16 protein-coding genes and 1 tRNA gene are annotated in these 21,787 nt (G+C 73.4%); 12 read left to right on the forward strand and 5 right to left on the reverse strand.

What is annotated here, in order from left to right; all coding sequences use genetic code 11:
* The first annotated feature begins 113 nt into the window (after positions 1-113).
* The 8 genes from OG422_RS26640 (at position 114) to OG422_RS26675 (ending at position 6,197) form a co-directional block, all read left to right on the forward strand.
* On the forward strand, positions 114-314 hold the full coding sequence (locus tag OG422_RS26640) for a hypothetical protein (RefSeq protein WP_405746421.1): 201 nt from the start codon (positions 114-116) through the stop codon (positions 312-314).
* A 646-nt stretch (positions 315-960) separates the two neighbouring features.
* Entirely contained in the window at positions 961-2,766 is a 1,806-nt protein-coding gene (locus OG422_RS26645; protein WP_405746423.1) for an ATP-binding protein, read from the forward strand.
* A complete protein-coding gene (locus OG422_RS26650; RefSeq protein WP_405748005.1) occupies positions 2,759-3,241 on the forward strand; it encodes a roadblock/LC7 domain-containing protein in 483 nt (160 codons plus the stop codon). The genes OG422_RS26645 and OG422_RS26650 overlap by 8 nt, the downstream gene beginning before the upstream one ends.
* Positions 3,242-3,243: 2 nt before the next feature.
* On the forward strand, positions 3,244-3,639 hold the full coding sequence (locus OG422_RS26655; protein ID WP_405746426.1) for a DUF742 domain-containing protein: 396 nt from the start codon (positions 3,244-3,246) through the stop codon (positions 3,637-3,639).
* Positions 3,617-4,234 (forward strand): ATP/GTP-binding protein, encoded by a 618-nt coding sequence (locus tag OG422_RS26660; RefSeq protein ID WP_143940380.1) that lies wholly within the window; start codon positions 3,617-3,619, stop codon positions 4,232-4,234. Before OG422_RS26655 ends, OG422_RS26660 begins: the two co-directional genes overlap by 23 nt.
* A complete protein-coding gene (locus OG422_RS26665) occupies positions 4,231-4,812 on the forward strand; it encodes a GAF domain-containing protein (RefSeq protein WP_251076455.1) in 582 nt (193 codons plus the stop codon). Before OG422_RS26660 ends, OG422_RS26665 begins: the two co-directional genes overlap by 4 nt.
* Before the next feature lie 231 nt (positions 4,813-5,043).
* The gene (locus tag OG422_RS26670) at positions 5,044-5,967 is read left to right on the forward strand and encodes an alpha/beta fold hydrolase (protein ID WP_405746429.1); all 924 of its coding nucleotides are present in this window, start codon (positions 5,044-5,046) and stop codon (positions 5,965-5,967) included.
* A gap of 156 nt (positions 5,968-6,123) precedes the next feature.
* Positions 6,124-6,197: transfer RNA gene (locus OG422_RS26675), tRNA-Pro, on the forward strand.
* Positions 6,198-6,343: 146 nt separating this feature from the next.
* On the opposite strand, the gene OG422_RS26680 is transcribed toward OG422_RS26675, so the two are convergent.
* From OG422_RS26680 to OG422_RS26700, 5 genes are all read right to left on the reverse strand, one after another.
* On the reverse strand, positions 6,344-6,541 hold the full coding sequence (locus OG422_RS26680; protein WP_405746431.1) for a hypothetical protein: 198 nt from the start codon (positions 6,539-6,541) through the stop codon (positions 6,344-6,346).
* A 543-nt stretch (positions 6,542-7,084) separates the two neighbouring features.
* Positions 7,085-9,979 (reverse strand): AAA family ATPase, encoded by a 2,895-nt coding sequence (locus OG422_RS26685; RefSeq protein WP_405746434.1) that lies wholly within the window; start codon positions 9,977-9,979, stop codon positions 7,085-7,087.
* Between the two features lie 193 nt (positions 9,980-10,172).
* Positions 10,173-11,039, reverse strand: a complete 867-nt coding sequence (locus OG422_RS26690; RefSeq protein WP_143940384.1) for a LuxR C-terminal-related transcriptional regulator — start codon at positions 11,037-11,039, stop codon at positions 10,173-10,175.
* On the reverse strand, positions 11,036-12,055 hold the full coding sequence (locus OG422_RS26695) for a 2-phospho-L-lactate transferase CofD family protein (RefSeq protein WP_143940385.1): 1,020 nt from the start codon (positions 12,053-12,055) through the stop codon (positions 11,036-11,038). Before OG422_RS26695 ends, OG422_RS26690 begins: the two co-directional genes overlap by 4 nt.
* A gap of 1 nt (position 12,056) precedes the next feature.
* Positions 12,057-13,295 (reverse strand): AMP-binding protein, encoded by a 1,239-nt coding sequence (locus OG422_RS26700; protein ID WP_405746438.1) that lies wholly within the window; start codon positions 13,293-13,295, stop codon positions 12,057-12,059.
* Positions 13,296-13,453: 158 nt separating this feature from the next.
* Between OG422_RS26700 and OG422_RS26705 the strand changes: the two genes are divergently transcribed.
* From OG422_RS26705 to OG422_RS26720, 4 genes are all read left to right on the forward strand, one after another.
* The gene (locus OG422_RS26705; RefSeq protein WP_405746441.1) at positions 13,454-14,191 is read left to right on the forward strand and encodes a response regulator transcription factor; all 738 of its coding nucleotides are present in this window, start codon (positions 13,454-13,456) and stop codon (positions 14,189-14,191) included.
* Between the two features lie 16 nt (positions 14,192-14,207).
* Entirely contained in the window at positions 14,208-15,932 is a 1,725-nt protein-coding gene (locus OG422_RS26710; protein WP_405746443.1) for an ATP-binding protein, read from the forward strand.
* 436 nt (positions 15,933-16,368) lie between these two features.
* Positions 16,369-19,662 carry a right-handed parallel beta-helix repeat-containing protein gene (locus OG422_RS26715; RefSeq protein WP_405746446.1) on the forward strand — a complete coding sequence of 1,098 codons (3,294 nt, stop codon included), beginning with the start codon at positions 16,369-16,371 and terminating at the stop codon, positions 19,660-19,662.
* A 239-nt stretch (positions 19,663-19,901) separates the two neighbouring features.
* Entirely contained in the window at positions 19,902-21,245 is a 1,344-nt protein-coding gene (locus OG422_RS26720) for a S8 family serine peptidase (RefSeq protein ID WP_405746448.1), read from the forward strand.
* Positions 21,246-21,787: the final 542 nt, after the last annotated feature.

Consider the following 21,787-nt stretch of genomic DNA (forward strand, 5'->3'; position numbering starts at 1 on the left):
CGCCGCCACCGGTCTCGACGAGCTGGACCCGGACTCCCCGACGGTGGAGTTCGGCCGCCGCGCCGTCCGCCTCGACCCCACCGGCGACCTCCGCGCCCAGCTGCGGGAGGCCGGTGCGGCTGCGGAACGGGTTCCTGCTGGAGGCGGTGGCCGAACGCCCTTGGGACACCCCGCGCCCCCGCCTCGACCTGCTGCTGGGCGCCGCCGTGAACCTCTGGCTGACCAGCGGCGCGGACCCGGCAAGCCTGAAGAACGGCCTGTTGATCCGCACCGGCCACCGCCACGTCCGGGTGAACTTCGACCCCGGCCCGTAGAACACGCCACCGGATGTCCGCCTGCCACCGGGCTGACGTTCCGTTACGAAGAGTTCCCGCGCGGGGTGGGGGTGCCGCGTGCGCCGACCGATATGACGGTATACGTCAAATTACTTTGTTCTTGCGGTGGTTGGGGATTCATTGCGAGGGCATGCCCCCGGAGCTTCGCCCTCCGCCGATCGCCCCCGCGCCATCGCGCCATCGCGTGTGCGGACGGTCGCCATCGGGCCTTTCGTCGCTGTGAGTGCCCTCTCGGTCCGGTCACCGTAAGGAATGTTTTCACCGCCCTTATAGGAACGACGGTTCGTACCAGTTCGGGCTGGTGTGTGGGTGAAGCCCTCGTAGGGAGGTGGCGAGGGGTGGCGAAAGGGGCAAGGTGGTCCGGACCCCACCTCGATAACAACTACCGTGCGTGCTTTGCGAACTGCCGATGGCCGATCCGGAGGGCACGATGCCTACCGCACTTCCCCAGGGGCTCCCGACGTCCCAGGAAACGGGGTCCCACGGACCCGAGCCTTCCCCGGGGGCCGCCGCCGTACCCTCCGGGGCGCGACGGAGAGACCGCGAGGGCGGCCGACACGGACGGGCCGCCTTTCCGGGTTCGGCCGCCGATGCGGTGATACGGGCCAGGCTGGTCCGCATCGCCGTGGTTCCCTGCGCCGTTGCCACCGCGGTCTGCGCGGCGGCCGTCGTCTGCCTCGTCCAGACCGGCGGCGCCACGTTCTCCGGGCGCGCCTGGCCGGTGCTGGCCGCCGGTCTGGCGCTGGTCTGCGGGGTCGCGGTCACCGCAGGCGCCGCGGCCAACTCCGAGGCGCGGGCCACCGCGGACCGCTGCGCCGCGCTGCGCCGCCTCAACGCCCGCAACCAGGCGGATCTCCAGGCGCTCGTGCACCGGGTGCGCCGCGGCGACCACCCCGAACACCACGGGCCCGAGCCGGAGTCCGCGCCGGACGGGAACGCCCTCGACCTGCTCGCCCACGAGATGGCGGTGGCCGGGCACGCCGCCTCGGCGGCCGTCGTCGAGGCGATCGACCTCACCCGGAGTGCCGCCGCCGGGGAGCAGAAGGTCGAGGTCTTCGTCAACCTCGCCCGGCGCCTGCAGTCCCTGGTGCACCGCGAGATCGAGCTGCTGGACGACCTGGAGAACCAGGTCGAGGACCCGGACCTGCTCAAGGGCCTGTTCCACGTCGACCACCTCGCCACCCGCACCCGGCGGCACGCGGAGAACCTCGCCGTCCTCGGCGGCGCGATCTCCCGCCGCCAGTGGAGCCGCCCGGTCGCCATGACGGAGGTGCTGCGGTCGGCCATCGCGGAGGTCGAGCAGTATCCGCGGATCAAGCTCGTCCCGCAGATCGAGGGGACGCTGCGCGGCCACGCCGTCGCCGACGTCATCCACCTCCTCGCCGAACTCGTCGAGAACGCCTCCGTCTACTCCGACCCGCAGACCCACGTCCTGCTGCGCGCCCAGCTCGTCACCTCTGGGCTCGCCGTCGAGGTCGAGGACCGGGGCCTGGGCATGACGCCGGACGAGCGGACACGGATGAACGGGCTGCTCGCCGACCCCGAGCACGTCGACATGGACGAGCTGCTGGCCGACGGCCGGATCGGCCTGTTCGTCGTCTCCTCGCTCGCCCGGCGGCACGGCATCGCGGTCCGCCTGGAGAGCAACATCTACGGCGGTGTGCAGGCCGTCCTCGTCCTGCCCCGGGACCTGCTCGGACCGGAGTGCCAGGACGCAGGGACGCTCGGCGGCGGCACGCCCGACGTCCGCGGCGACTCCCCGCTCGGCGCGCCCGACGGTGAACGCCCCGCCCTGGTGGCCGGACCCGGCCCGGACCGCGGGTACGCCGCGAGCGGCCCGGAGCAGCCGTACCTCGCTGGGCCGGACGCTCTGCCCGGACCGGCCACGGGGTTCCCGGCCGTCATCCCGGCGGCGCGTGGACCGCTCCCCGTGCCGGGGGCGGCGCCCCGTACCGGACAGCCGCGCCCGGGCGGACCGAGAGGTTCCGCCGTGCCGTCGCCGGGTGACGTCCCGTCCGCCGGGAACGGCGAGCCGCGGACGGCCGGGCCCGTGGGACCGGCCGCACCGGAGCACGACGCCGCCGAGGCGCCGTCCGAGGAGCGAGCCGGTGGGCCCCGGCCCCGGCTGCCGCGCCGTCGGCGCCAGGAACATCTGGTGCCCGAATTGCGCGGTGAACCGATCCTGCGGCACACCGCCGGAGACGGCCGGCCCGAACCGGAGCACGACCCGGGCCTGATGGCCGCGTTCCGGCGCGGCATCAGCCTCTCCGACGACGCCTTCGAGGCCGGGCACTCGGCCGGGGGCGACGCCTTCCGCCCCGCCCTGCACCCGGCCCTCGACGGGCCGGACACCACCGATCCCCGCCCCATCACCGACCCCGAGGCCCCGACGGCCCGCCCACGAGGAGACGAGCCCCATCATGGTGAGTGATCTGCACACACCGACCCACGCACCGACGCACGCACTGACGCCCCCCCCGGCGCATGCCCCGTTGCACGCCGGTCCGCAGCCGGACCTCTCATGGCTGCTGACCGGTCTCGTCCAGCGCGTCCCGCACGCCCGCAGCGCACTCCTGCTGTCCTCCGACGGCCTGGTCAAGGCCGCCCACGGCTTCGACCCCGACAGCGCCGACCACCTGGCGGCCCTCTCCTGCGGCCTCTACTCGCTGGCCCGCAGCGCCGGGGTCCGTTTCGGCGAGGGCGACGACGTCCTCCAGGTCGTCGTCGAGCTGGAGTCCGCCTTCCTCTTCGTCTCCACCGCCGGATCGGGCACCTGCCTGGCCGTCCTGGCCGGTCGTGAGGCCGATGTGGCGGTGCTCGGCTACGAGATGGGGATGCTGGTCAAGAGCGTCCGTCCGTACCTGATCACCCCCGCGCGGCGGCAGGCTCCGGCGGGTGGACGCTGACGATGGCGCTGCGCCATCGCAGCCGCGACGGCGGCCGGGAGCCCGCGTGGTACGACGACGCGGCGGGCCGTCTGGTTCGCCCGTACACCGTCAGCAACGGACGGACCCGGCCCACCGCCCCGTTCGATCTGCTGACGCTGGTCCGGGCGACCGGGCGGCGGGCCGACGCGCAGGGGCCGGAGCACGCCCGGGCGCTCGCGCTGTGCCGGGTGCCGGTCTCCGTCGCCGAGATCGCCGGCCAGCTGCGGCTGCCCGTCGTGGTCACCAAGGTGCTCCTCGCCGACCTCGTCGACTGCGGTGCGCTCACCGCCCACGCCCCCGCGACCGCGGGACCCGCACCCCGGACCGACCGAGCCCTTCTGGAGGCGGTGCTGCATGGACTGCGCACCCGACTGTGAATCCCTGACCCCGACCCACGACGGGGCCGCCTTCCCGACCGCCGTGAAAGTCCTGGTCGCGGGCGGCTTCGGGGTCGGCAAGACCACCTTCGTCGGAGCGGTCAGCGAGATCGAACCGCTCAGCACCGAGGAGCTGCTCACCCAGATCAGCGTCGGCCACGACGACCTGCTCGGCGTCGAGGACAAGGACACCACCACCGTCGCCATGGACTTCGGCCGGATCACCCTCGACCGGTCGCACATCCTCTACCTCTTCGGCACGCCCGGCCAGGAACGCTTCTGGTTCATGTGGGACGAGCTGTCGCACGGCGCGCTCGGCGCGGTGGTCCTCGCCGACACCCGGCGCCTGGACCACTGCTTCGCCGCCGTCGACTTCTTCGAACGCCGCTCCATCCCCTTCGTCGTCGCCGTCAACGAGTTCGAGGGCTCCCATCACTACGCCCCCGAGGAGGTGCGTACCGCCGTCGACCTCGGGCCGGACGTGCCCGTCGTGGTCTGCGACGCCCGGCGCTGCGCCTCGGCCACCCATGTCCTGGTCGCCCTCGTCCAGCACCTGCTCACCCCCGTGCCCGCCGCGACCTGGGAGCTGCCGTGAGCCGGTCCGCCGGGTACGACCCGAACCGGCATCTGCTGCGGACCCCGGTCGACACCGAGGCGCCGCGGCGCGCGGCCCGGCTGCGGGAACTGGGCATCGGCGACGCCCCGGTGCCCGCCTTCGACACGTACGCCCACGAGGTGGCCCGTGCGCTGCGGGCGCCGTACGGCGTGGTGAACCTCCTCGACGAGGACCGGCAGTACCTCGCCGGGCTGTACACCCCGCCCCGCGGCCGGGTGCCGGGCGCGCCGCGCGCCCGCGGCGGAGACCTCCGGGTGATCGCCCGTGACCACGGCTACTGCCCGCACGTCGTCGTCCGCCGCAAGGCCCTGGTCCTGGAGGACGTCCGCGACTACCCGCGGTTCGCCGGAAATCCGGTCGTCGACGAGTCCGGCATCCGCGCCTACCTCGGCGCACCGCTGATCGACCGTACGGGCCTGGCGCTGGGCACGGTCTGTGTGGTGGACCTCGAACCGCGGCGGTGGGGCCGGGAGGGCCTGGAGACGATCAAGAAGGCGGCCACCGACCTGGTCGCCCGCATCCACCGCCGGGAGGACGGACTGAGCGACACCTTCTGACCCGGGGCGCGTCCGATTCGTCCGGTCCGCGTCCCGGCGCCCGGTGCACCCCGGCGGTCGGGAACACGCACCGGGCCGGGGCCCTTGGCAGGGTGCCGCCCGGGAGGGGAGAGTGGCGACCGGCGGGGCCCCGGTCCGGTGGCCGGAATCCGGCGCGGTCGGCGCGGGCGCCCCGTCGACGCGGCCGCCGGACCGGGCGGCCCCCGCCCCGCAGTCAGGAGACGATGCCCCATGCAGGCCCCTCAGCCGGAGTTCCACGAGGCCCCCGACGGTGCCCGGATCGCCGCGTACACCTGGCTTCCGGAGACCGGGCGGCCCCGGGCGCTGGTCCAGATCGCGCACGGCGCGGCGGAACACGCCCGGCGCTACGACCGGTTCGCCCGCTTCCTGACCGCCCGCGGCTACGGCGTCCTCGCCTCCGACCACCGCGGGCACGGCGCCACCGCCGCGTCCACCGGCGGCCGCGGAGTGGTGGGCGAGGACGCCTGGCGGGCGATCGTCGCCGACCTCAAGCGCCTCGGCGACCACACGGCCGCCGAGCACCCCGGCGTCCCGCTGGTGCTGCTCGGCCACAGCATGGGCTCGATGCTCGCCCGCGACTACGCCCAGGAGTACGGCGCCGACCTCGCCGGGCTGATCCTCTCCGGTACGTTCCGGACCCTGCCCGGCATCGAAATCGACTCCACCATCGAGGAGTTGGAGGCCGAGATCGCGGCGAAGGGCCGCACCGCGCTGTCCGCCTCCATCTCGCGGACCTTCAGCTCCTTCAACGACGCCTTCACCCACCGCACCGGCTACGAATGGCTCTCCCGCGACACCGCCGAGGTCGACCGGTACGTCGCCGACGAGGACTGCGGCTTCCCGTTCTGCGTCGGGCTCGCCCTGGACTGGGTACGCGCGATCCGCAAGGTCAACGATCCGGCGCACCTCGCCCGGATGCCCCGCGGCCTGCCGGTGCACCTCGCGGTCGGCGCCGAGGACCCCTGCAACCAGCGCCTGACGCTGGTGAGCGAGCTGCTGGAGGACTACCGCTACCACGGCGTGCACGACCTGACGTGGCGCGCCTATCCGGGCGCCCGGCACGAGATCCTCAACGAGACCCACCGCGACGAGGTCCAGCGTGATCTGCTGGCCTGGCTCGACGCCCGCGTCTGAGCGACCGGGGCGCCACGGACCGGCGGGCGGTCGTCGGCCTGGTCACGGCGGTCCGCCCGGGGTATGCGCCGCCGTCCGGAATATGGCAACGCGCACCCTCTGACATGCGGTATTGTTCTCATGCGCGGTCAGCCGGGGAACCGGCCGGACGAGCATCGGGACGTGGCGCAGCTTGGTAGCGCACTTGACTGGGGGTCAAGGGGTCGCAGGTTCAAATCCTGTCGTCCCGACAGTTGTCGGAAAGCCCGTCGATCCGGGGAAACCTGGATCGGCGGGCTTTTTCGTGTATGGCGGCGGGTGCCGTCGTCGGCGTGGAGGGCTGTGGCCGCTGTGCCGCTCGGTTCGACCTTCGAGGCGTGAAGAGTCGTCGCCCGTCTCAGCTGTCGAAGGTGTACTCAAGGACGTACGACGCGGCATCGAGCGTCATCTCATTGACCTCGACGGGGCGGCCGTCCGCCGTGTGGCACGAACCGGCGCTCGCGAACGCATACCGCTCCCCGTGCGCCAGCCCCAGGACGTGCGCGACGCCTTCGGACGCGGGGCGCTCCTCGACGGTCACCCCGTCCACCTCCACGGAGCGATCCGTATCGGCGGACCAGAGGGAGCATCCGCCGCCCCACAGTTCCTCGGAGAGGCGGGGAATGCTCTGGCGGCGGAGCGGGCCTGAGGTATCGCGATGAGGCGCCGGGGGATCGGGACCGGCAGGGTGTACTCCGGGCGCGTATGCGGGAAGCCCCCCCCCGGGGAAGGCGCCCCGAATACCGGAAGTTGCATCCCGTACGGCAACGGCGGGCCATGCGCGACCTGTTGTGTCAGGTGTGCGGACGGGTGGCCGACCGGGATGCACGAGGCTCTGTTTCTTCTTCAGCGCACCGAGGCGGCAGTCGTACGGCGACCTTTACCGCCCCGGTGGTGGAAGCCTGGAGCGGATCCCCACGAAGGGGTACCTGCCGTACGGGCACTCCGCTTCCCGCTGGCATCCGGCCACGCACCTCGTCGTCGAACTCACCCGCTGCACGCGGGTCGAATTCGGTCGGACGGGGTGAGCCGGGGCCCGTGGCGGCTTGTCGTCGCGGAGGGGTGTTCCTCCGCGACGACGCACCGAGGCCCGTACACGTCACCGCCCCGCTCGCGCCTCCGCCGGGGGGAAGGCTGCGGGCCGCAGCATCGCCGTGAGTTCGGTGCGGCGCTTGACGTGGAGTTTGCGGTAGACGCGGGTCAGGTGCTGTTCGACGGTGCTGACGGTGATGTAGAGCTGGGCCGCGATCTGGCGGTTGCTGTGGCCGCGGGCCGCGAGTTCGGCCACCCGGCGCTCCGCGTCGCTCAGGTTCGCCTGTACAAGGGACTCACCGTCCGGCCGGGCGCCGTGCGGGGGGCGCGTGGCGGGGACGAACGGCTGCTGCCGCGGCGTGGCGGCCGTGGTGCAGGGCCGGGGCACCGTCTGCCCGGGGCGGGGTCCGCTCCGGGCAGACGGTGTCGTCGCGGAGCGGCCGCGGGGTGCCGCCTCCGACTCCTTCGGCTCGACTTCCTGACGCTCCATCACCGTCTGCTCTCCCAACGTGCTCAGCTCTTTCCGTCGCTCGATTCCGTCCAGTTCCCTCAGCACGGCCGCCCGGTCCTGCAGCGCCCCGCACTCCGCGAACGCCGTCGCGGCCTCCTCCAGCAGGGCGGTCCGCCGCTCCGCCGGGCCGCAGGCGGCGAGCGCCCGCAGCGCCTCGCCGCGCGCCCGGGCCTGGAGCGCGGTGCACCGCTCCAGCTGCGCCTGCGTCAGGGCGCGGGCGCGGGCCCGGTCGCCGAGGGCCAGGCATGCCCACGCGGCCTCGCTGCGCCACGGCACCAGCGCCGGGACGTCCATCGCCCATTCCGCCATCAGCGCGCCGATGGTGGTGAACTCGTCCAGTGCCGCCTGCGGCTGCCCCGTCGCGAGATGGTGACGGCCGCGGGCCCGCAGATAGTGCAGCCCGATCGGCGTCTCGAAGAGCGTGTCCGGCACCGGCACCCGCAGCGCCCGCCGCGCGATCCCCAGCTGCCCCGACGCGATCCCCGCCGTGATCAAGGTGCCCAGCGGCATCCCGATTCCCACGCCCCAGCTGTACTGCGAGATCGTCGACAGGGCGGTGTGCGCCAGCTGGATGGCATCCGCCAACTCGCCACTTCGAAAGGCGAGTTCGGCGCGTACGGCGGTGAAGAGTGCCTGCCAGTTCTGTGCCGGCATGCGCTGCGCCTCGGCGGTCAGCCGACGGCAGGCCGCGTCGGCGGCGTCCGGCCGGTCCGAGTAGACCAGCGTGATCAGCGCGGAGAGCAGGACCGCGAAGCTGCGCTCGTTGAGCCGGTAGCGCCGCAGCAGCCGCTCGGCCTCGTCGGCGAGGGCCGTGTCGGGGCCGGTCCCGCTCAACCGGCTCAGCAGCACCGCCCCTTGGACCTCCGGGCTCAGCGGATCGGCGAAGGGCGTCGCGGAGTCCGGGCCCTCCGGTACGTCGACCATCTCCCACCGGCCCGTCGCGGACGGGTAGCCCAGCCGCAGCCACTGCAACGACGCCTGGACATGGGCCGCTGCGCCCGGCGCGTACACCTCCGGCGCGGCGTTGATCCGCTGGAGTCCCGCGACGGCCGACTCCACATCGTCCAGCCAGAGCGGGACGGCGGCCCGCAGGCCCTCGTCCGTTCCGTCCAGGCCGTCGGGGGCGGGCGCCAGCGCCGGGAGGCCGCGGATGGCGGCGCACGGATCGGTCCGCCACTCGATGTCGAACAGCGTGGCCGTGATGGAGGCCCGCAGCTTCTCGTCGGACGGCTCCAGCTCCCGGGCGCGCACCAGGCAGTCGTACGCCAGGTCCGGTTCGCCGTCGCGTAGCGCCGTCCGGGCGGCCTCGTCGAGGATCTCCGCCGTCCAGTCGCCGTCCGGTACGGGCGAGGCGGCCAGCAGCTGACGGGCGATGGTGACGGGCGCTGCGCCGCCGCGGTACAGCACCTCCGCGACCCGGCCGCGCAGCGCGGCCCGCAGCGACGGAGCGGTGTTGTCCAGCACCGCGGTCCGTGCCTTCGCGTGCCGGAAGCGGCTGCCCGACAAGACCCCCGCGTTGTTGAGGGTGTTGACGGTCCGCATCAGCGTGGTGGTGTCGACACCGGCGAGCTGGGTGAGGACGCGGGTACTGGCCGGGTCATCGAGGAGGGCGATGTGCCGGGCCAGCGCCTGCGCCTCGTCGCCGCAGCGGTGCAGACACGACAGGACGGCCGCGGTGTACCCGGAATCGACGGCCGGTGCCCCGTCCGCCGGGGCCGACCACCGGTTGTCGGCGATCAGCCCGTGGACCTGGAGCGGGTTGCCCGCCGTGATGTCGTAGCAGGCGTCGGAGAGCCGTTCGGCCGCCGCCGCGCCCAGGTGTTCGGTCAGCAGGTCCCGTACGGCCGGACGGGACAACGGCCGCAGCCGCAGCCGCCGGGAGTGCGGCTCCAGGGGCAGTTCGGCCTGGAGCACGGCCTGCGCCGACGGGAGGTCGGGGGCCTCGCCCAGGACGATCAGCACCGGCTTCGTGCCGAGCCGCCGGGCCACCGCCGCCAGGCACTGGAGGGACACCGCGTCGGCGTGCTGGAAGTCGTCGATGCCGAGCACGACCGGGCCGGGCAGCTGCTCGACGGCGTCCAGCAGCGGCAGGCAGAGGGTGTTGACGACCTGCGCCGACAGCGGGACGCTGCCGTCGCCCGGGGCCTCGCCCGCCGCGGCGTGGCGCTGCGCATCGTCCAGCAGGCCGGCCGCGCCGCGGAAGAGCTGCGCCCAGACGCCGAACGGCACCAGATGCTCGGTCCGCGACGCCGTCGCGCCGAGGTAGGTGCCGCCGTCGTGGGTGACCTGGCGGGCGAAGGTGCGCAGCAGCTCCGACTTACCGCAGCCGGTCGGCCCGGAAAGGAAGGCGAACCGCGCCGGGCCCAGCCGGTCGTCCGTCAGCATCTGCCGGAGCACCGCGAGATCATCCGCGCGCTCCTGCAGGACGGGGAAGACGGCCTGGACGTTCATCGCTGCTCACTCGGTTGTTGCCGAAAACCGGGATATTCCTTCACGTTTCTTCCTGGACTTCCTGGCGGCGCGCGCCCTGCCGATGGCGCCGACGCTCCGGGGGAGGGAGGACGGGGAGGTGTTCCGTACCGGTGCCCGCGGGGGCCCGCCGGGCCGGTACGGACATGCCCTAAGCCGGACGCGGAGGCCGGGTTCACAGCGGGATTCCCCACTCACGGGCGCGAGCGATGGCCTCCACGCGGTTGCGGGCGTTCAGCTTCTGCAGCACGTTCTGCAGATAGCTCTTGACGGTGTTGCGGGAGATGTACATGGCGGTGGCGATCTCCGGATTGCTCTGGCCGAGCGCGACCCGGCGCAGCACCTCGTGTTCGCGGGGGGTGAGGAAACCCTCCCCGGCGGACGCGACGGGCTGCCGGGGAGGAGCCTCGGCGGGGCGGGGCGCGCCCGTGGCGGGCGTCACCCGTTCGACGACGATGCCATACCGGGCGACCGGCGCCGCCCAGTCCGGATGGCAGGTCAGCAGCGCGATCCGGAAGAGGCCGAGCGCGGTCAGCATCTCGGCGACGATCCGGCTGCCGTTCTCCCGCTCCGCGCGGTACTGCGGGGCGGCCACCGACGACTGGCGCCGGGCACAGCTGTCGAGGGCGCCGACGGCACCGAAGTCCCGGCCGGTCTGCCGCAGATAGAGCAGGACACCACCGGCGTCGTGCACGGCGCGGATGGTCTGCTGGAGGCGGGCCGCGCAGTCGCAGTGCAGCGCGCCCAGCACCTGCCCGCTGAGGCATTCGCTGTGCACGCCCACCAGCGGCACCCGGCCGCCCGCCGGTACCGCGCCGAAGCCGAGCGCCACATGCTCGCCGCCGTGCGACAGACCGCTGAAGGTGAACGACGTGCCGACCGCGGTGCCGCCGCCCTGCAGGCCGACCTGGAGGTCACCGGCGGCCCGCACCCGCGGCCGCGGCGGCGTCGTGGGCAGCGGCCGCTCCCGCTCACCGCGCGGCCGTCCGTCGGGCCGCTGTCGCCGCGCGGCCGCCGGGTTCTCCGGGCTGACGAGGGTCATCGCCGCACGCCCCCGATCGCAGCGCCGCGGACGGGACGACCGGCGTTCACCGTGTCGAGCACGGCGTCGGCCAGCGACCTGGGGACCCGGCCGCCGTGCGCCAGCGTCGGGGTGACCAGCACCTCGGGGCCGAGCGCCCGGATCGCGTCCGCCTCCTGGGCGTCGGCGGTGTCCAGGACGAAGACGTCGCACACGTCACGGATCAGCTCCGCCGCGCCGGTGGCGGTGGCGGATATGCCCCGGGACTCCATGAGGCGTTGCCTGCTGTCCGCCCGTCGCGCTTCGCCCGGATCCTCGAACGGCACCCGGCTGACGGTGGGGGTGACCGCCACAACCGGACAGCGCACGTCCCGCAGCGCCTCCCGCATCCCCGGCACCGCCAGCACCGGGCCGAGGCTCGCCACCGGGTTGCTCGGGCCCAGGACGACCAGGTCGGCGGCGGCCAGCGCGTCCAGCACACCGGGCGCCGGGCGGGACGCGGAGATGCCCGCGTACGTCACCTCGTGCACCCGCGGCGCGGCAGCGTCCCGGACCAGGAACTCCTGGTAGCTGCGGCGCTCGCCGTCGGTGCACAACAGCTGGGTGCCGACGGGCTGTTCGGTGGCGGGCAGCACCCGGCAGCGCAGGCCCATGCCCGCCGCCAGCCGCCGCGTCACCTCGGCCAGGCCCACACCGTCGCGCAGCCACGAGGTCCGCAGCAGATGGGTGGCGAGATCGGTGTCACCGAGGTTGAACCACACGTCATTGCCCAGCTCGCGCAGGGTCTCCATGCACCGCCAGGTCTCGCCCTTGGTGCCCCAGCCGCGTTCCACGTCCTGGCGGCCGCTGAGCGCGTACAGCGTGGTGTCGAGGTCCGGGCAGACCCGCACGCCGTGTGCCCAGAGATCGTCCCCGGTGTTGACCACCAGGGTCAGGGGGGAGGGCAGCCCCGGTGTCGCCTCGTCCAGTGCCTCGTTCAGGGTGAGCCACAGGCGCGATGCGCCGATGCCGCCCCCGATACCCACAACGTTGACCATGTCACTCCGCCTCAGCGCGCTCATTCGGCCGCCGGCAGCCGGCGGCACTCAGGGACGACAGCAGGTCGGCGCGGGAGTCCGCCGACCGGATTTCACATGATCTTCCCGGTATCCCGCCCGCTGCCGGAGGGCGGCCCACCCGGACGTGCCCTAACCGGGCACCGGGCCGACGGGCCCCGTCCGGAGCGGTGCGGCCGCCCGGCCTCCGCCGCGTGGGGGCGCCGCGCTCCCGTTTACGGCGTCTGGCCTGCGCGGACGCCAGCACCGGGGCGACGGTCTCCTGCATTCCGTACAGCTGGAGCAGGGAGACCTGGAAGCGCTTCTCGAACGAGGTGGTCCGCTCCTCGGACATCTTCTGCGTGGCGATCACCGCCCGCAGACCGTGCGAGGTGTCCCAGACGCTCTCCTCCCGCGCCAGCAGCATGCACAGCGGCGCGGGCAGCAGCCCGGCGAGCGTCGCCTGCAGCGTGGCGGCCTGACCGGCCCAGCGCGCGGCGGTGAAGCCCGGCGTGAGCGCTATCGAACCGCCGCTGACCAGCGCCGACATCGACGCGTACTGCTGGGAGTTGCCGCGGAACAGCGGCAGCACGATCAGCTGACGGTCGTCGGGCCGCATCCGCAGCCGACCCGCGATGTTCCGCCCGGCGCCCAGATACGCGGCATGGCTGAGCGGCACCTCCTCGGCGGGGCCCGGGCCCGAGGCGGCGTGCAGCACCCCGAGGAGATCGTGCGGGCCGGGGCCCGCGCCGTCCCGCTCGGGGTCCCACGGCGCGTCCGACTGCGCGTCGCGCGCGGTGTGGAACGCGTCGTGCCCGTCCCCGCCGATGACCAGCAGATGGCGGCAGTCCGGTGCCTGGACGCAGGCGCGCGCGGTGGTGTCCCGCAAAGACGCCTGGGCGACGGTGACATGGCAGCGGGAGCGGGCGAGCAGATACCCCAGCTCGTCCGGGGTGTGCAGCGGATCGCTCGGGACGAGTACGGCGCCCATCCGCGCCGCGCCGAACCACAGGTCGTAGAACTCCGGGCAGTTGGCCGTGTGCACGTTGAGCCGGTCACCGATCCGCAGCCCGAGCGAGCGCAGCAGCCGCGCCGTCCGGGTCGCCCGTGCGTCCATCTCGGCCCAGCTGACCGACAGTTGCCCGCCCTCCGGGGTCTCGGCGGCGAGGAAGATCTCGGCGCCGTGGCGGGCGGCTCCCTGGGCCAGTGCGGCTGCGACGGTGTCCGCGGTTCTCGTACTCACGGCAGTGACTCTTGTGCGGCCACCTCACTTGGACCGCAACGGTTCATCAAATATTGCTTAACTGCTCGCTCAAGGTGATCGCGTGGTGACGCGAAAGGGTGAACAATGAGATGATCGACACCCCGCGCAGTGCGGTTCGATCGATGCGGGGAGGCGCTTTGCCGAGCACTGGCACGCATGCTCATGTCCTGGTGGTGGACGACGACGAGGATGTCCGGACGCTGGCCAGATGGCAGCTGGAATCCGAGGGCTTCGAAGTGCTGACGGCCGCCGACGGCCAGACGGCGCTCGACGCCGTCGCGGAGGGACGGCCCGACGTCGTCCTCCTCGACCTCACCCTTCCGCTCGTCGCGGGTCTGGACGTCCTCACCCACATCCGGCGCCGCTCCGCCGACCTCCCGGTGATCGTCGTCTCCGGCAGGTCCGGCGAGACGGACCGCATCATCGGCCTCGACCTCGGCGCCGACGACTACGTCGTCAAACCCTTCTCCCCGGCGGAACTCGCCGCGCGGGTCCGCTCGGTGCTGCGCCGCAGCCGCCGGGCCGAGACCGCGCCCGCGACGCCCGTGCCCGTCCAGGAGCCGGTCGCCGAGCCACCGCGCGCCCGCGGGGGCCTGGTCATCGACCGGGCGACGCGGACGGTCACGGTGCGCGGTGACGCGGTGGAGCTGACCGCCCGCGAGTTCGACCTGCTGGCCTTCCTCGCCGCTTCGCCCCGCCACGTCTACACCCGCGACCAACTCCTCGAACACGTCTGGCAGTCCTCCAGCGACTGGCAGGAGCCGGCCACTGTGACTCAGCACGTCCACCGGCTGCGACGCAAGCTGGAACGCGACCCGGACCGCCCGCACTGGCTGCGCACGGTCCGTGGTGTCGGCTACCGCTTCGAGCCCTGAAAACCCAGAAGGTGTCATGTTGCGCGAATTCGATCGGAGTGCCTCTCTGGGGGAGGGCCCGGGCACCGAGGCCATGCCGCAGCTGCTCGTCCACCACGCCCAGGTGCTGGAGATGATGGCGGAGGGCGCACCGCTGCGGCCCGTCCTGGACGCCGTCACCGGCGCGCTGGAGGACCTGCTGCCCGGCACGAAGTGTTCGGTGCTGCTCCTCGACGAGCGTTCCGGGCGGCTGCACCACGGCGCGGCCCCCAGCATGCCGCAGAAGTACATCGAGATGATCGACGGCATGGACACCGGCCCCTGCGCGGGCTCGTGCGGCACCGCCGCGTACACCGCGGTGCCCGTCGTGGTGCCCGACATCCAGCGCAGCGCCCTGTGGGACGACTTCCGTCCGGCCGCCGCCATCGCCGGGGTCCGGGCCTGCTGGTCGACGCCCATACCCGGCAAGGACGGCCAGGTGCTCGGCACGTTCGCGGTCTACTACGACACCCCGCACACCCCCACCGAGTACGAACGCCATCTCGTCGAACGCTTCACCCACCTCGCCGCCGTCGCCATCGACCACGACCGGCTCTTCGGCAGCCTGGCGCAGAGTGAGGAACGCTTCCGCCGCGCCTTCGACGACAACGCCGCCGGGATGGCGCTGCTCGGCCTCGACGGGCGGGTGCTGCGGGTCAACCGCGCCCTGTGCGCCCTGCTGCGCAGGGAGGCGTCCGACCTGGTCGGGCGCTACTTCCAGGATCTGGTGGAGGCCGAGGACCGCGCCTCCCTGCTGCACGGCGTCGCCGCCGAGCCCGACGACCGGCACCGCTTCGAACTCCGCTTCCGCCGCCTCGACGACGAGCCGATCGTCACCTCGACGACGTACTCCGGTGTCCGCGACGCCTACGGCAACATCGCCTCCTGGTGCGTCAACCTCGTCGACGAGACCGACCGCAAGGCCGCCGAGGAGGAGCGGCGGGCGCGCGCCGAGGCGGAGATCGCGCAGCGCCACGCGGAGGAGAACAGCCGCACCAAGTCGCAGTTCATGACCGCGCTGGGGCACGAGATCCGCACCCCGCTGCACGCTGTGGTCGGCTTCGGGGAGATGCTGCGCTCCGGCAATCTCACCCCGGAGCGCAGCGCGGAGGCGCTGGAGCGGATGAGCTCCGCCGCCAGGCACCTCGTGGATCTCGTCGACGACCTCAGCGACGTCGCCGCCATCGAGGCCCGCGCGCTGCGGCTGCAGGCCGAGCCGGTGCCGGTCGGACCACTCCTCGCCGATGTGCACGGGTTGCTGGCCACCGCGGCGGACGAGGCGTCGGTGACGTTCGACGCCGAGCTGCCGGAGGGCGCACCGGCCGTCATAGGCGACGAACGGCGGCTGCGGCAGGTCCTGTTGAACCTCGCCACCAACGCCATCAAGTACAACCACCCCGGCGGCCGCGTCGTCCTGAGCACCGCCCGGGCCGACGGCGACCGGCTCTCCCTGGTCGTCACCGACGACGGCCCCGGCATCCCCCGCCATCTCCAGCACCGGCTGTTCGTCCCGTTCGACCGGCTGGGCGCGGAACGCGGGAAGAACCCGGGCTCGGGCCTCGGCCTGCACGTCACCAAGGGACTGGTCGACGGCATGGGTGGCGAACTCGCCATCGAGAGCGGGGGGCCGGCCCCCGGCGCCGTCGCCCGCGTCACCCTGCCGACCCCCGGCGACACCGCGTCCCGGCCGCCCCGGGACCGTCCCGCACCCCGGGACGTATGACGGGACGGAACGGGCCAATTCCCTGCGTACGGCGCTCAGCGCCCGTTCCCCGTAAGGGAATTGCGCGTACACTTCGCGGCGGCAGCAGCGCGGCGCACCCGGTGCGCCCGCTGCACAGGCCGTCGGGGCAGCAGTCCCCGGCGCGCCGGGGCCGGGCGGGCCCGCTGCCGCAGTCTCATCAGGGAACAACACCGGCCCACGGCCGCACCCTTGGGGTGTGCCGTGCCGGGGTTTCGTCAGCACGGCGGAGCCGGAACGGTACGCCGCACCCGGCGCCGCTCCGGAGTCTTCCGCCGCCACCGGCCGACGCGCCGCCCGGCCTCCTGGGCCCCGGGCGCGGACGGCCCGAACACATCACACCGAATCAGGGAGCCGACCCGCCCCGGTGCACGACCGGTACGGTCGCCGACCCGATCCAGACGAAGGGGGAGCGGCGTTGGCCCGCCACCTGCTGATCGTGGACCCGGACGGGGTCGACGGACACCGCACCATCGCAGAAGCCATCCAGGCGGCCCGCAGCGGCGCCGTCATCAGTGTGCGGGCCGGGCGCTACGAGGAGAATCTCGTGGTGACCAAGATGGTCACGCTCGTCGCCCACGAGGCCGGGGCGGCCGTCGACATCGCGCCCCGCACCGGCAGCGCCGTCCAGGTGCTGGCCGAGGCCGTCAAACTCTCCGGACTGCGGCTGCGCAGCGACGACACGGAACTGCCGGTCGTCGATGTGCCGCGCGGTCAGGCCGCCCTGGACGACTGCGAGATCACCGGCGCGTCCTGGACGGCGCTGCTCTCCCGCGAGGAGGGCTCGCTGGCGATGCGCAACTGCCATGTCGTCAACCAGGCGGGCGCCGGGATCGTCGACATCTCCCGCGCCCCCAGCATCATCGAGAACTGCCTCCTCGAACGCCTCGGCAGCTCCGGCGTGGTGATCGGCGAGGACGCCGACCCGGTCGTGCGGGGCTGCACCGTGCGCGACGCCCGCGGCAACGGCGTCCTCGCCAACGGCCGGGCCCGCGGCACCGTCGAGGACTGCACCTTGACCACCACCGGCAAACCGGCCGTCGCGCTGGAGGAGGACAGCGCCACCCGCATCGCCCGGTGCCACCTGCGCGACACCGTCATCGGCCTGCATCTGTCCACCACCTCCCAGGTCACGGTCGAGGAGTGCACGGTCAGCGGCACCTCCAGCCACGGCGTGACGCTCGGCGGTGACACCGACCCGGTTCTGCGCGGCGTACGCGTCGAGCGCAGCGACGGCCACGGCATCGTCGTCACCGGGCACGCCCGCGGCACCTTCACCGACTGCGTCGTCGAGGACGCCGCGGGCTCCGGCGTGGTGGCCGAGGAGTCCGCCGCGCCGGTCCTCACCGGTCTCACGCTCCGCGGCTGCGCGGCGGAGAGCCTGTTGCTCGCCGGGGACGGCGCGGCCCGCGTGGACCGCGCCGAGATCACCGCCGCGAAGGGCACCGGCATCCTCATCGACGGACAGGCCGCGCCGGTGCTGCGCCGGGTGACCGTCACCGACCCGGAGGGCCATGCCCTGGAGGTGCGGTCCACCGGCCGCGCCCAGATCGAGGACGGCGAGCTGACCGGCGCGGGCCGGTGCGGCGTCTCCCTCGCCGAGGGCGCCCGGCCCACCCTTCAGGCCACCGCCGTACGCGGCGCCAAACGTGCCGGCGTCCTCGTCGGGCCGCGGGCCGCCGCCACCCTCCTCGACTGCGAGATCGCCGCCGCCGGGGAGGACGGCGTCGCGCTGGAGGAGGAGGCCGAACTGACCGCCGTCCGCACCTGGGTGCACGACGCCAAGGCCAACGGCGTACGGGTCGGCCCGAAGGCGCGCGGCGCGCTCAACGGCTGCCGCCTCACCGACAACGCCGGGGACGGCGCCCGCGTCGAGACCGACAAGCGGGTCCGGGTGACCGGCTGCACCGTCACCGGCAACGGCGGCGCGGGCGTCCGCCAGACCTCACCCGACGGCGAGATCAGCGTCGAGGACCTGACCAGCGGCGACAACGCCGACCCGGACATCTGGGGCGAGGCCGCGGCCGCCGCGGGCCCGGGCGGTGGCGTCGACACCCGGGGGCCGTTGGCCAAGCTCGACGCACTGGTCGGCCTCCAGGGCGTCAAGGAGCAGGTCAACATGCTCGTCAACCTCAACCGGCTGGCCCGCCGCCGCCGCGAGGCCGGGCTGCCGGTGCCGAACAACTCCCGCCATGTGGTCTTCGCGGGCCCGCCCGGCACCGGCAAGACCACCGTCGCCCGGCTCTACGGCTCGATCCTCGCCGCGCTCGGCGTGCTGCGCTCCGGCCATCTGGTGGAGGTCTCCCGCGCCGACCTGGTCGCCAAGATCGTCGGCGGTACGGCGCTGAAGACCACCGAGGTCTTCGAGAAGGCGCTGGGCGGCGTTCTCTTCATCGACGAGGCGTACACCCTCACCGCCCAGGAGGGCAGCGGCGCCAACTTCGGCCAGGAGGCCGTCGACACCCTCGTCAAGCTGATGGAGGACCACCGCGACGAGGTGGTGGTCATCGCCGCCGGATACACCTCCCAGATGAGCAACTTCCTCGACTCCAACCCGGGCCTGGGCTCGCGCTTCAGCCGCACCATCGAGTTCGAGAACTACACCGTTCCCGAGCTGGTCACCATCGTGCGCAACCAGTGCGAGGCGCACCGCTACACCCTCGCGGAGGAGACCGAGAAGGCGCTCGCGGTGCATTTCGAGCGGATGCACAAGGACGAGTCGTTCGGCAATGCGCGCGCCGCCCGCAAGGTGTTCGAGGAGATGGTGGACCGGCAGGCGTTCCGGCTCGCGGAGATGGCCGAGGTGTCCCAGGACGATCTGACGACCTTCGTCCCGTCCGACGTCGGCAAGCAGGCGGCCGCCGCGGTCGGCGCGGGCACCGTCCAGCACGACAACGAGGCACTGGACGAGGTGCTGGGACGGCTGCGCGCCATGACCGGCCTGGAAGCGGTCAAGAACGAGGTCGAGGACCTGGTCAACCTCCTCGGCACGGCGCGCCGGAGGCAGGCGGCCGGACTGCCCGCCACCTCCGTCGGCCACCACCTGATCTTCGCCGGACCGCCCGGCACGGGAAAGACCACCGTCGCCCGGCTCTACGGTGAACTCCTCGGCTCCCTCGGCGTGTTGCCACGCGGCCAGCTCGTGGAGGTGGCCCGCGCCGACCTCGTCGGCCGGTACGTCGGCCACACCGCACAACTGACCCGCGACGTCTTCTCCCGCGCCCGCGGCGGCGTCCTGTTCATCGACGAGGCGTACACCCTCACCCCGTCCGGCGGCGCCTCCAACGACTTCGGGCAGGAGGCGGTGGACACCCTCGTCAAGCTGATGGAGGACCACCGCGGTGACGTCGCGGTGGTTGCCGCCGGATACTCCGGCGAGATGGAGCGCTTCCTCGCCTCCAACCCGGGCCTGGCGTCCCGCTTCTCCCGTACCGTCCACTTCGAGGACTACACCACCGACGAACTCCTCTCCATCGTCCTCGGCACCTGCGAACGGGACGGCTACGCATGCGTCCCTGAAACGGTGGAGGGCCTGCGCCGCCACTTCGAGCAGGTCGAACGCGGCGAGGACTTCGGCAACGCCCGCTACGCCCGCAAGGTGATGGAGGCGATGGTCACCCGGCAGGCGAGCCGGTTGAGCCGGATGCCGGAGGCGGGGGTGGAGGAGCTGCGGCGACTGCTGCCGCAGGATCTGGCGAGTGCCAACCTCTGAACGGCCGGGTTTGCTGTCACCTCTGATGCCCGCCCGCCGTCCACCGCGGGCGGGCACCGGACACCCCGACCGGAAATCACCGCTCCATACCCCCCACTTGTAGGTGGTGGCGGGCGGCCCGGAACTGGGTGAATGGGGGTCCGTGGCGGACGGGGACCGCGTCCCGCCCACGGTCACGACCGCGCACCCCGCGCAGGGATGCGCGGCGACGGGTGACGACTACGTAGGGAACACCGCTGGTGGACAACTGCCGCGAGAGCACTGCCCGGTTCACCGCCCGCGGGGGCATCCGCCCCCGGCTCACGGGCGGGCGACGGGCCCTGATGCTCCTCGCCGCCTTCGGCCTGCTGGCCGCAGCTGCCGCCCCGGCTGCGGCCGACGGGCCCGGAGACGTCTCGCTGCCGCCCATCCCCCGAGGACTGGAGGACAGCTCCTGCACCAAGCCCTCCGCCAAGAAGATCTCGGGGCGGCCGTGGGCGCAGAACGTGCTCCGCCCCGAACTGGCCTGGGACCTGACCGAGGGCGACGGCGCGACCGTCGCCGTCATCGACACCGGCGTCGACGCGCACGGCACGCCCGCGCTGGCCGGCCGGGTCGAGGCCGGTCCTGATGTCGCCGGAGGCGGTTCGGCCGGCAAGGACTGCGTCGGCCACGGCACGTTCGTCGCGGGGCTGATCGCCGCCGCGAAACCGGACGACGCGGGCTTCGCCGGGATCGCCCCCAGCACGCACATCCTGTCCGTCCGCGCCACCGCCGACAACGGCACCACCACCCCGGGCCATCTTGCCGCCGGGATCGACGCCGCCGTCGCGGGCGGCGCGCAGGTGATCGAGGTGCCGGTGGCGCTGGCGTCCGGCAGTGCCGAGCTGACGGCGTCGGTGCAGGCGGCCCGCGCCAAGGACGTCCTGATCGTCGCCCCGGCCTACGGGGACCAGCAGCTCGACAGCGGCAAGGCGGCGCCTGCCGCCTACCCGGCACAGCTGCCCGGCGTGGTGGCTGTGGCCGCCCTCGCCCCGCCCGACGGCCTGCCCGACCAGCAACAGCCGCCGCGTACCGCGCCGGACCTCGCGGCCCCCGGCGACAACGTCGTGAGCGTCGGGCCGCGCGGCGGGGGCCACTTCACCGGCAGCGGAGCCGACTACGCCTCGGCCGTCGTGGCGGGCGCCGCGGCGCTGGTCCGGTCCTACCGGCCGGATCTGACGGCGCCGCAGGTTCTGTCGCGGCTGCAGCGGACGGCGTACCACTACCAGGGCGCGGTCTCCCTGGTCGGCTCGGGCACCGTGGACCCCGGCTCGGCGGTCACCGCCAGCCTCGGCGCGGGCCGCGACGACGGCGCCGATCCCGCCATGGCGCTGCGGCTGCCCGAACCGCCCTCGCGCGACGCCGAGCACCGTGCCTGGACGATCGCCGGGGTGTCGGCGGGGCTGATCGCGCTGCTGGGGCTCGCCGCCGCCGCCGTTCCGCGCGGGCAGCGGCGCGGCTGGCGCCCCGGCAGGCTGTCGGCCCCCGCTCCGGATGCCACCACCGGCGACGTGGGCCCGCCCTCCGTCGGCGACACGGGCCCGGCCTCCGCCGGCGCCTGACCGCCATGGCCCGGACACCGGGTACCGTCCCCGGCCCTCCCCGCCCCCGCGGCATCTCCCGTGGGGGCACTTTTCTGCACCATGTCTATTCCCCACCCTCTCTTCACGCCATTTCTTGCCCCTTCGCGCCGAGAATTCGCCACCCCAAACCCTCCACCTGGGGGTGGTGCACAGCGCCTTTTCTTTCCCGTCTTCCCGCGCGGTGCAGGAAAGGCTTCCCCTTTCGATGTCGGTGGGGCTGGGGGAGTGGACGGAAAGGGGACGTCGTGTGCTCAAGCAAAGGGATGGAGGGGTGTCGCTCCGGAAGTGAGGGGGGTGGTACGGGGGCGGGTGTGCTCGGCGTGGGCGGTTTCATGGCGCCTGATGCTGGAGGAGGTAGGTGTGCTCCCCCTCGCCTCAATGCGGAAAAATTCGCATACGCACCTTTGCAGAAAACCCGCTCCCGGTGGAGTTCTTCACGTGGCGGACCGGGGCCTCCGCGGATTTCCTCGCACCCCTCGGGAGTACCCTCCGTAGTCGCTCAACCGATAACCAGTCAGCGA

The organism is Streptomyces sp. NBC_01525, assembly GCF_045040405.1.
In the GTDB taxonomy this organism is placed as follows: domain Bacteria; phylum Actinomycetota; class Actinomycetes; order Streptomycetales; family Streptomycetaceae; genus Streptomyces; species Streptomyces benahoarensis.